Origin of the sequence: Lujinxingia vulgaris, from assembly GCF_007997015.1 — a bacterium.
GTDB classification, from domain to species: Bacteria; Myxococcota_A; Bradymonadia; order Bradymonadales; family Bradymonadaceae; genus Lujinxingia; species Lujinxingia vulgaris.
Map to the genome: position 1 here is coordinate 809,950 of NZ_VOSM01000002.1, position 13,681 is coordinate 823,630.

The 13,681-nt window shown below is 64.4% G+C and carries 8 protein-coding genes; 6 read left to right on the forward strand and 2 right to left on the reverse strand.

Features of this window, described 5'->3' with window-relative positions; genetic code table 11:
- Window positions 1-42 precede the first annotated feature (42 nt).
- From FRC98_RS06815 to typA, 5 genes are all read left to right on the forward strand, one after another.
- Window positions 43-1,599, forward strand: coding sequence for an MlaD family protein (locus FRC98_RS06815; RefSeq protein WP_146980524.1), 1,557 nt, complete (start codon window positions 43-45; stop codon window positions 1,597-1,599).
- A gap of 138 nt (window positions 1,600-1,737) precedes the next feature.
- A complete protein-coding gene (locus FRC98_RS06820; RefSeq protein ID WP_146980525.1) occupies window positions 1,738-3,444 on the forward strand; it encodes a transglutaminase-like domain-containing protein in 1,707 nt (568 codons plus the stop codon).
- Window positions 3,445-3,656: 212 nt separating this feature from the next.
- Complete coding sequence (locus tag FRC98_RS06825) at window positions 3,657-5,594, forward strand: serine/threonine-protein kinase (protein ID WP_230467358.1); 1,938 nt, start codon at window positions 3,657-3,659, stop codon at window positions 5,592-5,594.
- 45 nt (window positions 5,595-5,639) lie between these two features.
- On the forward strand, window positions 5,640-7,871 hold the full coding sequence (locus FRC98_RS06830) for a tetratricopeptide repeat protein (protein WP_146980527.1): 2,232 nt from the start codon (window positions 5,640-5,642) through the stop codon (window positions 7,869-7,871).
- A gap of 98 nt (window positions 7,872-7,969) precedes the next feature.
- Window positions 7,970-9,769 (forward strand): translational GTPase TypA, encoded by a 1,800-nt coding sequence (gene typA / locus FRC98_RS06835; RefSeq protein WP_146980528.1) that lies wholly within the window; start codon window positions 7,970-7,972, stop codon window positions 9,767-9,769.
- 99 nt (window positions 9,770-9,868) lie between these two features.
- Here the strand turns inward: typA and FRC98_RS06840 are convergent, their stop codons facing one another.
- Entirely contained in the window at window positions 9,869-10,207 is a 339-nt protein-coding gene (locus FRC98_RS06840) for a hypothetical protein (RefSeq protein ID WP_146980529.1), read from the reverse strand.
- A 168-nt stretch (window positions 10,208-10,375) separates the two neighbouring features.
- Here FRC98_RS06840 and FRC98_RS06845 point away from each other — a divergent pair, with 168 nt between their 5' ends.
- Entirely contained in the window at window positions 10,376-11,173 is a 798-nt protein-coding gene (locus FRC98_RS06845) for a sulfite exporter TauE/SafE family protein (RefSeq protein ID WP_146980530.1), read from the forward strand.
- A 45-nt stretch (window positions 11,174-11,218) separates the two neighbouring features.
- Here the strand turns inward: FRC98_RS06845 and FRC98_RS06850 are convergent, their stop codons facing one another.
- Window positions 11,219-13,636: a penicillin-binding protein 1A gene (locus tag FRC98_RS06850; RefSeq protein ID WP_146980531.1), complete on the reverse strand. Its 2,418-nt coding sequence runs from the start codon at window positions 13,634-13,636 to the stop codon at window positions 11,219-11,221.
- Window positions 13,637-13,681: the final 45 nt, after the last annotated feature.

The window sequence follows — 13,681 nt, forward strand, 5'->3', positions numbered from 1 at the left end:
GTCGGTGGTAAAGAAGATGGCTCGGATAGAGGCGGTAACGCGATGAAGTTAGCCGATGTAATGACGCCTTTTAAGGTGGGGCTGCTGGTGATCGCCGGGGTGGCCGCCACCGTCGTGATGGTGACGCTGCTCAGCGGCGATATGGACATGGATGCCGAGGAGGCCAGGCGCTATTACGCCCACTTTGACGACGTGACCGGTCTGGCGGTGAAGTCGCGCATTCAGATGGCGGGCATCCCGGTGGGCACGATCGATGCGATTCGCCTCGATGGCAGCCGCGCCCGGGTGGAAGTGTCGGTGCGGGGCGATGTGGTGCTCTACGAGGGGCAGCTCAACCCCGACGGGCTCGACACCAACGGCGCGGCGCTCGCCAAGCGTCAGGCCAGCCTCATTGGCGACTATTATCTGGAGCTGACCCCGGGCACTGAGGGGCGGGTGCTGGAGAACGGCGACCCGATCCGCAACATCATCAAAGATGTGGGGCCCGATGAACTCTTTGAGCGCCTCAACGACATCACCAAAGATATTCAGCAGGTAACCAACTCGCTGGCCACGGTGTTTGGAGGCGAAGACGCCCAGCGCAGCATCCAGCAGATGCTCGACGATATGCAGAACGTGCTGGCGACGCTCAATCAGTTCGTTGCCACCAACAGCGTCAAGCTCGACCAGCTGGTGACCGACGCCTCCAATATCGGCCGCGACATCAGCTTTTTGACTGCGCGGGGGTCGGAGTCCATCGACACGATTCTTCGGGATACCGAGGCGATTGTGCAGGAGGTGCGCTACATCATCGGGCAGTCCACCACCGATGTGCAGGCGGGCCTGGGTACGATGCAGGGCACGCTGGCAAGGCTGCAGCGCACGTTGGACTCGCTCAACTACAGTCTGCAGAACGTTCAGGACATCACCGAGAAGATCAATGAAGGTGAGGGGACCGTCGGGGAGCTCATCAACAACCCCACGATCGCCTACCGCACCGAGCAGATCCTCGATGATGCCGGCGACTTCTTAGGACGGGTGACGCGCCTGCGCACGATTGTGGAGCTGCGCAGCGAGTACCACCTTCAGAATCAGCAGCTCAAAAACGTGTTCGGGCTGCGGCTGGAGCCCAACGAAGACAAGTATTACATGTTTGAGTTTGTCGATGACTTTCGCGGCTCCACCTCGGTGGTGACCGAGCGGGTCAATACGACCGACCCCTCCGTGGATGACGCGCTCTACCAGGAGACGCGCACCACTACGACCGATGAGTTTAAGTTCAGCCTTGTGCTGGGCCGCTCTTTCCAGGCGTCGGACTGGCTGCGCCTGGGCGGGCGTTTCGGGATCATCGAGAGCACCGGCGGAATCGGGGCGACCGTGGGGCTGTTCCCCGACAGGCGGCTGGAAGTTCAGACCGACCTCTTTGACTTCAGCGCCGCCGAGAATCCTCGCCTGCGAGCCTACGGCACCTACCGCTTTCTGGAGTTTGCCTACATCTCGGGCGGCATTGACGACGTGATCAACCCCGACCGGCGAGATTACTTCATCGGGGCCGGGATTCGCTTTGATGATGAAGACCTCAAGGCGTTGCTGACGACCACCGGTGTGCCCACGCCTTGATGGCGTTTTGAGACCCGCGTGGATGTTGCGCCTGCGGCCCCGAGCGTAGCCGGTGATGCCTGTGATGAGCATCCGTCGGCATGAGCTGACCAATGCTGCGTAAGGTACGCCCCGGTGAGGGGACGCGTGGGAGACGGTGTGCGACGAGATAAGGCTCAAAGGTGGCGATGGCGCATAAGGGGGACAGCGGCCGCGGTGGTGCTGGCGTTGCCGGCGCTGCTCTGGGCCCAGGAGTCGCGTCGCGGCGACCAGGTGTTGCACCGCCACCTCGACGCGCAGCGTTTTGAGGCCGTGAGTGAGAGTGATGATGGGGTGAGCGTGGCGTCGGGCCAGCAGGCCGGTGCCGGGCCGAGCCCCTGGGAGGGGCAGGGGCAGCCGGGCTTGAGCGTGGAAGCCGGCGCGCAGGAATGGTTCTGGACGGCGGATGGGCCGGTGGCGCCCTCGCCACTGGAGGCCCCGCACGGCGGTCTGGACCCGGCGACGGGGAGCGCCACGTTGGATACGAATACCGACCGCGTAAGCGCGCTTAATTATCAAGCGAGTTTTGAGCCCAGCGTGGTGCCCTGGAAGCGAGGTGTGGCGCATGACGGTGTGGTGCGCCAGGGTGATGGCATCTACAGCACGCGCCGCGTCTCATCGTCATTGCGGACGGTGCGGGTCGGGGGAGCGTCGGCCGGTGCTGGCGAAGATCGATTCTGGGGGAGCTTTCTGGTGCGTATGGAGGCCGGTCGTGCCCACCCCATCCCCAGCGTGGCGCCGGGGCAGCGCGTGGTTCAGGTCCTGGCCGAGCCGCTGGTCGATGTGGAGGTGCTTCGCGATGGCGCAGATAACTTCTATCTGCGCGGTGACGTCGACGGGGTGGTGCGCGTCAATATGGAGCTTGCCGTCGATGCCTTTTACTTCGATGGCGTGCTCGATGAGGACGTGAGCTGGGAGCGTTTCGCACCGCCTGAGCGTGTGTTGCCCGACGCCGAAGCGCGCGCGGTCGCCGCGCGCGTGCTGGGGACGCGCGGCATCGATCGCGGGCTCTCGCCAGGTGAGGCGCTCAACGCTCTGGTCGGTTATTATCGCGACTTTGAGGCGCGTCCTTTTCCGCAGGATGAGGTTGGCGGGGACCGCTACGAGGCGATCTCGACCTTGCAGGTGGGCGTGTGCCGTCACCGCGCGCTGGCCTTTCTGGTGAGCGCCGGTTCGCTCGGGATCGAGAGCCGCTACGTCTACAACGAGGCGCACGCCTTTGTGGAGGTGAGGTGGCCCGGGCAGGGGTGGCGACGCATCGATCTGGGAGGGGCCGCCGACGGGTTCAACTACCAGAATATGGGCGCCAACTCGGTGCATCGGGGCGGGGAGCGCGACGGGTTTCCGCAGCCGCAGCGCTACCTTGATGAGATTATTGCACTGGAGGGCGGCGACAGCAGCGGCGCGCTCGGTGAGGCTGCCGGGGGCGATGTTTCTGATGAGGGGGCCAACACCCCGAGTGACGCGGCCAGCAGCGAGGCGTCGACGGCGACGCCCGGCACGCCGGAGGCACAGCGCGCCAGCCCGCCCGAGAACATGCAGGAGGCACGGCCGATGGAGGCGGCGCTGCCACCGATTGAGATTCTGGAGGCCAGCGGGCAGGTGATGCGAGGCGCGTCGTTGCGCGTGCGCGGACGGGTGCAGCGCGGGGATGCGCAGCGTGTGGAGGTGCTGCTCGTGCCCGCCGGTAGCGATGGATTTGAGCGTGGCGTGGCGCTGGGTGAGGCTGCGGTGCGGGCCTCGGGAGAGTTTGTCGGGGAGTGGACTGTGCCGCGGCGCGTGACGCTGGGGAGATGGGTCATCAAGGCTCGCCAGGTGCCGCGCTGAACGCGTCCGGCGCGGGTTGATTCGATGCGCGCGCGTGTTAGACTCAGTCGTACTGAAACCATACGAAGTGGAAGTCCACACGCTGTGAGGGGGACTTCTCTACAGGTCGTTTGTGACTGAGCGAGGAAGTTTCGTCGTAGGCTCGGCCGCGTGATGAAAACGCGATGGACCGGGGCAGCGCTATGCGCTGGCCGGCCTTACGAGGACGTGCGATGCGACTGGATGATTTGAATGGCCGCGTGATCGCGGGACGTTTTGAGCTCAAAGAGATGATCGGAAAAGGGGGGTATGGTGCGGTCTTTGACGCGCGCCAGCTCTCGGTCGATCGGCGCTGTGCGGTGAAGGTGCTTTTGCCGGGGCGAGCCGATGATCACTGCGTGGAGGAGCGCTTCAGGGCGGAGGCGCGCGCGACAAGTCGCCTGACCCACCCGCACACGCTGGTGCTCTACGACTTCGGGGTCGATGAGGAGACGGGGTTTCTTTTTCTGGTCACGGAGTTTCTCGACGGCCAGACCCTCGATGATCTGCTGGATCTGGAGCAGACCATCGCGCCGCAGCGCGCGGTGGGGATCCTCACGCAGATTGCACACAGCCTGGAAGACGCGCACCAGCAGGGGCTTGTGCACCGCGATGTTAAGCCGAAGAACATCATGCTCGTGGAGCGGGCCGGGCAGCGCGACTTTGTCAAAGTTATCGATTTTGGCATCGCCAAAGCGTTGACCGGTGCGGGCGAAGACGAGGGGCTCACCCAGACCGGCACCCTGGTGGGTACGCCGCAATATATGGCGCCGGAGCAACTTCTGGGCGGGGAGGTCGACGCGCGCTCCGACCAGTACGCGCTGGCGGTGGTGGCCTACCGAATGTTGACCGGCCGCAACCCCTTCTCGGCGGCGACGCCGATGGAGACGGCGCTGCGTCATATCAATGAGCGGGCGCTTCCGCTGCGCACCTACTGCCCGGAGTTGCGGGTAAGTCAGAGCTTTGAGGACGCGCTGCTGCGCGCTCTGGAGAAGGCTCCGAAACATCGATACCCCTCGACCGTGGCGATGGTCGACGCACTCCGAGACGCCCTGGGAGACACTCCCGACACCGCGCTTCAAGACCCCTCGGAGAGCGGGCAGCGCACCACCGAGGACTGGCCTCAGCTCAGCGCCCAGGTTGTCGCCGCCCACACCCGGGTGCTCGACGCGGTGGACACCGGACAGGAGCGCACCGCGGCCACGCGCAACCTTCTGGCGGCCGGGGAGGCGGCGGGTGTGGGTGAGCGCGGCGCTTCGCCCGGAGCGCCGGCGGAGGAGTCTGGCGAGGAGGTGGGTGTGGGTGAGCGAGGCGCTTCGCCCGGAGCGCCGGCGGAGGAGTCTGGCGAGGAGGTGGGTGGGGCCGGAGAGCTCTCGCAGGCCGGCGGCGGTGCAACCACCTCGGAGGTGGGCGCGTCGATGGTCATCGACATTGCGACCGACGCGATTGCTGAGACGTCGCTGGAGGAGAGCTCCAACCCCTGTGTCATTCAGGCACCCGGGGCTCGCGAAGACACCGCGGTGCTTGCGCTTGCTAAACGTAATGAGGCGCCCTCGACAAAGACCGAGAAACGCCCCCTCATCAAGCGTCCGCATGCCCGGCCTGCCATCGCCGCGGTGCTTGCTGCGACGGTACTGCTGGTGGCCATCGTGGTTGTCACGGGCTTTCTGGGACGAGACGGCGGCGCCACCCAGGCCGCGACGGTGGCCCAGGCGCCGGCGCCTGCGGCGATTGAGGCGGCCGCGGCAGAGGTGGAGGAAGACACCACGCTCCAGGCGGCCCGCGCTGATCTTGGTCGAGCCTATGCGGTGTCGGTGGTTGCGGCCGCCGAAGCCGGCGCACGTACCTCGGCGCTGGACCGGGGAGGCACGGTCACCGCAATGACCATCAAGGTCGCCGAGGCCATCGAGCGCGCCAACCCGCGCACGGGCACCGTGCAGGTCACCATGATTCCCTGGGGCACACTCTACGTCGGTCGGCGCGCGCGCGGTGAGGCCACACGCCAGCGGCTGGAGCTTCCCGTCGGCCGCCATGAACTCACTCTACGCCAGGATGGCGAGGTGCGCGCTCGCCAGACGGTTGACGTGGTGGCGGGGGCTCATAGAATGGTGGTCTTGGAGGCTCCATTTTAACTTCAGCCCCATGTGGTGCGGTCCTCAACGGTGTGGGAGTAGACGATGGTCGAAGTGCAGCACGAGCAAGGTGGGCTTGAGTTTGGCCCATCTCCGGTACCTCTCTCCCAGCATCGCGCCGAGGTGGAGGCGCTGATCACCCAGGGCAGCGTCGAGAAGGCGCGACTGCGCCTCGAAGAGATCGCTCGCCAGGCCGACGCCATCCGCAACGCCGATGAGAACCTCTGGCTCTACAGCTGGCTCGGGCAGGTCTATGTCGCGCTCAACGACAGCGAGCGCGCCTGTGAGGCATTTGGTAAGGCCTACGCCATCGATCCGCGTGAGCAGGAGGTTGCCGCCACGTACTCCGAACTTCTGGAGGCCCGTGGCGAGCATCAGGAGGCGTTGCAGGTCGCCCAGGTGTTGCTGCTCAACCACAAGCAGGGGCTGGAGGCCGGCGAGGTCGCCGCGCTCTACGATCGCATCGGCGCGCTGCGCGAGGCGATGGGCGACCATAAAGAAGCCCGCGCCGCGTTCGAGATGGCGCTGGTCGAGGCCCCCGAAGACAAACAGGCGCTCACCGGACTTCTGCGCGCGGTCGGCGAGCTGGGCGATCCGGCCGATGTGGTCGAGGCTCGGCTGAAGTTGATTCAGGGCCTCGACGATGATCGCGCCCGCTCCATGGCCCTGGTTGCTCTGGGCGACGACTGGGTTAAGACCTTCAATGATCCCGAGCGCGGGCTCGACACCTTCGAAGAAGCCGTGGCGCAGTGGCCGCAGAACCGCCACGCCGTCGAGCGCATCGCCGAGGTCGCCCGCGAGCTGGGCGACTTCCGCCGCGTCTGCCGCGCCTACTTCACCCTGAGCGTGATCGCGGAGAGCAACCCGGAGAAAGCCGAATACCTCATTCGCTCCAGCGATGTGGCCCGCACCGAGCTCTGGGAATCCGAGAAAGCCCTTGCTGGCTACCGCAAGGCCCTGGAGTACGACTCCACTCGCCTCGATGCGTTCAAGTCGGTGACCTCGATTCTGGTCGACGCGCTGGATTGGGAGGAGCTTGAGGCGGCCTACGTCCAGGTGATCGCTGCGAACACCGAGCGCGATGATGTGGACCCGAATCTGCTCGGCGTGCTCTGGCAGAAGCTTGGCGACCTGTACCGCGACCACCTCGAGCGCGCCGATGACGCCATCTTCGCGTTCAATCAGGCGCTGGCGTACCTTCCGGACCACGCCGGTCTGCGATCGCAGCTCGTGGAGCTGACCGAGGAGCATCCGGAGCATTATGAGACGGCCGTCGCCCATCTGCGTGCGATGGGACAGACCCCGGGCGTGCAGCCCGGCCAGTGGCTCGACCGGCTGGGTAAGGTCTTTTTGCGCCAGAAAGAAGTCGACAAGGCCTATTGCGTCTACCGCGCGCTGCGCGCCAGCGGCGTGCGCCTCGATGCTAAAGCGCTGGGTTTTGTGGAGCGTTTTGACTCAAAAATCCTCAAGCCGATTCGCGGGCAGATCAACCCGGCGATGATGCGCCGTTATATCTTCGCGCCCGGCCTGGAGTCGGAGCTCAACGAATGTTTTCGCCTTCTGAAAGGTCCGCTCCAGGAGTGGACCGGGGAGGCCCGCAGCACCTACGGGCTCAAACGACGCGACCGAGTTAAGCTCAGCGATAATGTCGCCTTTAACAACTTTTACAAAAATGTCGGCGCCGCGCTCGGCTATGTGGAACTTCCCGACCTGTGGCGAAAAGATGATCAGGTCGGGCTGGTCAACGGGGCGATGATCCCGGAGGGGCTCATCGTCGGAGGTGATCTGCTGGTCTCGGCGCGCGAGAAGCACATCGCGTTTGTGGTCGCCAAGCAGCTCTTCCTCTTTCTCGATCCCTTTTATCTGGCGGCGATTCGCCCGCAGTCGGACCTTGAGGCCTTCCTCTACCGCGCGGTAGCGCTGGTGCGGCCGGAGGTCGACTACGCGGCCAGCTTCCAGAATGAGGACGCCTTCAAGGTGATGAAGCGCGCCTTCCGCGGCGACGATCTGGGCAAGCTCAAGCGCGTGATTGAGGAGATGTTGCAGGGACGCGACGAGATCGCATTGGGCCCCTGGGTGGAGGCGATTGAGGATACCGCCAACCGCATCGGGCTGATTTTTTGCGATGACCTTTCGGTGGCTGAGGCATGTTTGAGGGAAGAGCCGCGTTGCATCAGCCAGCGCTCACTGGAAAGTCGAATGCGGTCTCTTATTGACTATTCGGTGAGTGAGCAATATCTGTCCCTGCGGCCGCAGTTGGGAATTCAGGTGGTGTAAGTGCCCTGAAAGTCCAAAGAGCTGCCGTTCCAGCGCCGCCTCGGAGAGGCCAGGGCGGAGAGCTGACTTAGCCTTTGGACATTCCCGGCACAGAACACATGACCAATATTCGAAACATCGCCATCGTCGCGCACGTCGACCACGGCAAGACCACCCTCATCGACGAGCTTCTCAAGCAAAGCAACACCATCGCCGGCCACCGAGAGTTGGCCGAGCGCGCGATGGACTCCAACGACCTGGAAAAAGAACGAGGCATTACCATCGTGGCCAAGTGCACGGCCATCGACTGGGAAGACTACCGCATCAACATCATCGACACCCCGGGCCACGCCGACTTCGGTGGCGAGGTTGAGCGCGTGCTCAAGCTCGTCGACTCGGTGCTGCTGCTCGTCGATGCGTTTGAGGGCCCGATGCCCCAGACGAAGTTCGTGCTGCGCAAGTCCCTGGAGCTGGGGCTCAAGCCTGTGGTGGTCATCAACAAGATTGACCGTCCCAACGCGCGCCCCGACGCGGTGCTCGATATGGTTTTCGATCTCTTCGGCGATCTGGAAGCCAACGACGAGCAGCTCGACTTCCCGGTGGTCTACGCATCGGGCCTTGCCGGTTTTGCCAAGAAAGAGCTCGAGGACGAGTCGACCGACATGCGACCGCTTCTCGAAGCGATCATTGAGCATGTGGCGCCGCCCAAGGATGATCCGGAAGGGCCGCTGCAGATGCAGATCGCCACGCTGAAGTACGACGAGTACGTCGGGCGCGTGGCCATCGGTCGCGTCTTCAGCGGGAAGATGCGCATTGGTGACCGCGTCGTGCGTTGCCAGCGTGGTGGTGAGCAGGTCAGCGCTCGCATCACCAAGCTCTTTGGCTTCAAGGGGCTCGACCGCGTCGATCGCGAAGAAGTCAGCGCGGGCGACATCGTGGCGGTGGCCGGCCTGGAAGGGATTCTGCCCGGTGAGACGATCTGCGCGCCGGACGCCGTCAACCCGCTTCCCATGATCGCCATCGATGAGCCCACCGTCTCGATGGTGCTCATGATCAACAACTCGCCCTTTGCCGGTCTGGAGGGCAAGTTTTTGACCAGCCGCCAGATTCGCGAGCGTCTGGATCGTGAGCTTGAGCAGAATGTGGCGCTCAAGGTTGAGCCGACCGAGAATAACGATGCGTTTATCGTCTCGGGTCGCGGTGAGCTTCACCTCTCGATTCTCATTGAAACGATGCGCCGCGAGGGCTTTGAGCTTCAGGTCTCGCAGCCGCGGGTCATCTACCGCGAAGATGAGAATGGCAAGAAGCTCGAGCCGATCGAAGAGGTGATCGTTGAGACCGAGCAGGACTACGCCGGCACCGTCATTCAGAAGCTCAGTGAGCGTAAGGGCGAGTTGGTGCGCCTGGATGTGAACAGCGACAACACCCAACGTCTGGAGTTCCGCGTGCCTTCGCGTGGCCTCTTTGGCTACCGCTCCGAGTTTCTCACCGATACGCGCGGCACCGGCATCATGTACACCAACTTCGCCGGGTATGAGCCCTTCCGCGGTGAGCTGTTGAGCTCGCGTAACGGCGTGCTCATCGCGCTGGAGCGTGGTGACACCACGGCCTACGCGCTCTTCAACCTGCAAGACCGCGGCACGCTCTTCGTGGGCGCCGGTGAGGCGGTCTACGAAGGTCAGATCATCGGTCTGCATAGCCGCGATAATGACCTTGTTGTGAACCCGAACAAAAAGAAGCAGCTCTCCAACATGCGTTCCTCCGGCAGTGATGATGCGCTGATTCTCTCGCCGCACGTGTCGATGACGCTGGAGAAGGCGATCGAGTTCATCGAGGCCGACGAGTACGTCGAGATCACCCCGAGCTCGATTCGTTTGCGTAAGGCGGAGCTCAACCACAGCCTGCGCAAGCGTAAGTAAGGCCCTGCCGCAGATGTAAAAAAGCCCCCGGAGTAGGCGCTCCGGGGGCTTTTTTGTGGGGTGTTGGGGGTGACCACGCCGGATGGCGAGTCGGTGGGGTCAGGCCGCCACGTGGCCGACGCGCTTGAGCGTCACCATCTTCGAGGAGAACATCTGCAGCCAGATGGCATCCTCGGCGGTTACGACGGCCTGGTAGCGCCAGGGGGCGCCGCGTTCGACGCCGACGCGGGAAGGGCGTCGGTCGACGATACGCATATGCAGATCGGTGCGTTGCTGACAGCTCTCGACGACGATGCCCACGCGCACAACTTCACCATCTCGAAGCCCGAAGGCTCCCAGAAAGGCGAGGGTGTCGCCATGGCGAGAGTGCTCATCGAAGCGCTTGAGCTGCTCGAAGTAGTCGTCGGGCGTTTTGAATGTGCAGAGAATCTGTCGCATCGTTGCTCCTGTTGCCGTCCGTGGCTTCGGGAAGCGTGTCCGGCCAGGGTGGCAGCCCGGGCCGGGCGTTGAGGGGGATCGTCGGTTGCCCGACGTTCTGGTTGTAATGCCGATCGCGACGATGCCCAAAAATTTCACCTGCAAAAGATTGCAACGTTAGGAGCGCCGATGGAGCTAAGCCTGGAGATGTGGCCGCTTGTGATGTTGGCCGGGCTTGCGGCCGGGCTCATCAACACGCTGGCCGGCAGCGGCTCGCTGGTGGTCTTGCCGATGTTGCTCGCGCTGGGCCTGGATGCGGGGGAGGCCAACGGCACCAACCGGGTGGGCGTGATGGTGCAGACGGTGGTGGGCATCGTGACGCTGGCGCGCGCCGGAAAGGTGGAGCTGCGCGGCAACCGCTGGATCCTGGCAGCCACCAGCATCGGCGCGCTCGCGGGTGCAGCGCTGGCGGTGCGGGTGCCCCCCGAGGCGCTGGAGCTTGTGATCGGCTGGGTGATGCTGGCGATGCTCGTGGTGTTGCTGGTCCGGCCTCAGAGCTGGATGCGCCAGGGAGGCGACGCGAGCCGAGGCGGTTTTACGCCGGCGCGCGCGCTGCTGCTGGTCGCGGTGGGGGCCTGGGGAGGTTTTTTGCAGGCGGGCGTGGGCGTGCTGCTCTTGATGGCGATGGTGATGGCGCTGGGTAAAGACGTGGCGCGCGCTAACGCGCTCAAGCTGGTGACGGTGAGCGTCTTTACGTTGGCCTCATTGCCGATCTTCATCGCCCAGGGGCAGGTCAACTGGGTGGTGGGCTTTGTGGTGGCGCTGGGCCAGGGCGCCGGCGGTTGGCTGGGCGCGAGGATGATGGTGCGCTGGCCTCATGCCGGCCGGTGGGTGCGCTGGGTGCTGATCGTCGTGGTGAGCGTGTCAGCTTTTGAGATATTGATTGGCAGCGCGCGCGCCTGGCGCTGGATCAGCGCGTGGTTTTGAGCAGGGGCTCGCACCCGAGCTGGAATCGTGAGGACCAGGCGCGGCTCACTGGAACTGCTCAAAGAGGAAGCTCTCGCCAGAGTCTTCTTCCTGGCGCGGCGCATAGTCGGTGGGCGCGGTGCCGACCAGGAAGACCTCTTCGTAGCCTTCATCTTCGGAGCGGGCGAGTTTGCCGGAGATTGGGTCGATAAGCGCAGTGGTGATGCCGGTGACCGGGGGCTCGAAGTTCAGCGGTTCTTCGCGATCTTCAAGAGCATCGATGAGGAAGTCGCGGAAGATCGGGCCGGCGACGGTGCCGCCGTATTGGCGAGCCCCCAACGAGCGGTTGTCGCCAAAACCCACCCAGGCACCCACCACCAGATCGGGGGTGTAGCCGACCAGCCAGGCGTCGCGGCTGTCGTTGGTGGTGCCGGTCTTGGCGGCCACCGGATGCCCGACCGCCCTGAGCACGCCGGCGGTGCCGCCGCGGCGGTTGCCTTTGCTGTCGACGTAACCTTCAACCGCACTCTGGAGCAATGAGGTCGTCAGGTAGGCGACCTCCGGGGCGAGCACCGGCTCGGCGTGGGTCTGGAAGAGATCGCGATCGCCGCGCGCCGACTCCACGCGTCGCAGGTATCGGGGCTCGGCGAGTTGACCGCCCGCGGCGAAGGTGGCGTACGTGTTGGTGATCTCGATGGGCGGCATCTCACTGGAGCCCATGACCATGGTGTAGTTGTCGACTACCGGGCTTTTGACGCCGACGCGTTTTGCGAAGTCGATTGCTTTGGGAAGCGTCACATCGTCGAGGACGCGGACCGAGACGACATTGCGGCTGGCTGCCAGGCCTTCGCGCACGCTGATCGGGCCTCGCCACTCCCCGTCGGAGTTGCGCGGAGACCAGCTCTCGCCGCCGGGCAGCTGATAGACGGTCGGGCTGTCGAGGTAGATGGTGGCAGGGGTGATGACCTTGGCCTCCAGGGCGGCGGCGTAGACGAGTGTTTTAAAAGAGGAGCCGGTCTGCCGGCGGGCCTGCAGCGCGTGGTTGTATTTGTTGGTGCTGAAGTCGTAGCCACCCACCAACGCGCGAACCTCGCGGGTGGTCGGATCGATGGCGACGAGCGCGACTTCGGCGCTGGTTTCAAAACGCACGAGCACCGGATCGGTGTTTTCGGGGCCAACCTCGGCCAGCGGCTGAACGCGGAGCACGTCGCCGCGAGCGAAGACGTCCTCGACCGTCTTTGCTTCGGGACCTTCACCAAGGATGCGGGTGCGGGGATCGATGGCGAGCGTGGCTTTGACCTGGCCGATTTGCAGGTCGACGCGTTCTTCTTCGGCGTCGACGCCGGTGACCACACCTTCATAGACCTGGGAGGGCCGCAGGGTTCCGCCGCGTTCTTCGTGCTGGCGAGCGATGTGTTTGGCGATGTCGCCTTCGGCCAGGCGGCGTTTGGGCTTGAAATAGCCCTGACGCTGGTCGTAGGTGCGCAGTCCCTGGCGCGCAGCGCGCTCGGCGGCCATCTGCATGTCGAGATCCACGGTGGTGTAGATGCGCAGTCCGCCGGTGTAGACCTTTTCTTCGCCGTAGCGCTCAATGAGATCGCGGCGGATGTGCTCGACGAAGTAAGGGGCGCTGCCCAGGTGGGGCTTCGATTGGGACCGGGGCACGATCTCGATCTCGGTGGCGTCGGCTTCGCGGTAGATGCCCTCTTCGATAAAGCCCTTTTCCCAGAGCTGGCGAAGCACGTAGGCGCGTCGGGCCATGGCGCCTTCCATGTTGCGGAAGGGGGTGTTGGCCTCGGGGCCAGAGGTCAGGCCGGCGAGCAGCGCGGCTTCCTGGACGTTGAGATCGCTGACGCTCTTGCCGAAGTAATGCTGTGAGGCTTCTTCAACACCGTGGGTGCCGTGCCCCAGGTAGATGGTGTTGAGGTAGAGGTAGAGGATGTCTTCTTTGGTGAGGTTCTTCTCGAGCTCGCGCGCCAGGATCATCTCTTTGATCTTGCGCTCGTAGGCGCGCTCGGGCGTGAGCATGAGGTTTTTGATGGTCTGCTGCGTGATGGTCGAGGTCCCGCGCATGCCTTGATCGTAGCGCAGCGCGTAGTAGACCGCGCGCACGAGCCCAACGTAGTCGACGCCGGAGTGCGTCATGAACTCGGCGTCTTCGGCGGCCATAAACGCGTTCTGAACCACCGGGGGGATGCGGTCCAGCGGCACAAGCGTGCGGCGCTCGCCAGGTTTATGGAACTCGGCGATGAGCTCGCCATCGGCCGCAAAGACCTGCGAGACCTGGGGCGGGTTGTAGTCTTCCCGCTTGAGGATCTCGGGGAGGTCGCGACCGAAGTAGTAGAAGATCCCGGCCAGTCCGGCCACACCTGCCAGTCCGGCGAGGATGACGAGGATCATCATCCATTTAAAGAGGCCAGCCAGGCGGCTGCCGCCGGAGCGACGGGATTTGGAGCGTTTGGATGAGCGTCGGGATCGGGCCATAACTTCGTCCTGGGGGGCCGAGGGGGCGCCGGGTGAGAACCCGGC

Bases quoted from the DNA above. Each gene is read 5' to 3' on its own strand.
- FRC98_RS06815 (WP_146980524.1), top strand. From the start codon at position 43: ATGAAGTTAGCCGATGTAATGACGCCTTTTAAGGTGGGGCTGCTGGTG.
- FRC98_RS06830 (WP_146980527.1), top strand. From the start codon at position 5,640: ATGGTCGAAGTGCAGCACGAGCAAGGTGGGCTTGAGTTTGGCCCATCT.
- typA (WP_146980528.1), top strand. From the start codon at position 7,970: ATGACCAATATTCGAAACATCGCCATCGTCGCGCACGTCGACCACGGC.
- FRC98_RS06850 (WP_146980531.1), bottom strand. From the start codon at position 13,636: ATGGCCCGATCCCGACGCTCATCCAAACGCTCCAAATCCCGTCGCTCC.
- FRC98_RS06840 (WP_146980529.1), bottom strand. From the start codon at position 10,207: ATGCGACAGATTCTCTGCACATTCAAAACGCCCGACGACTACTTCGAG.
- FRC98_RS06825 (WP_230467358.1), top strand. From the start codon at position 3,657: ATGCGACTGGATGATTTGAATGGCCGCGTGATCGCGGGACGTTTTGAG.
- FRC98_RS06845 (WP_146980530.1), top strand. From the start codon at position 10,376: ATGGAGCTAAGCCTGGAGATGTGGCCGCTTGTGATGTTGGCCGGGCTT.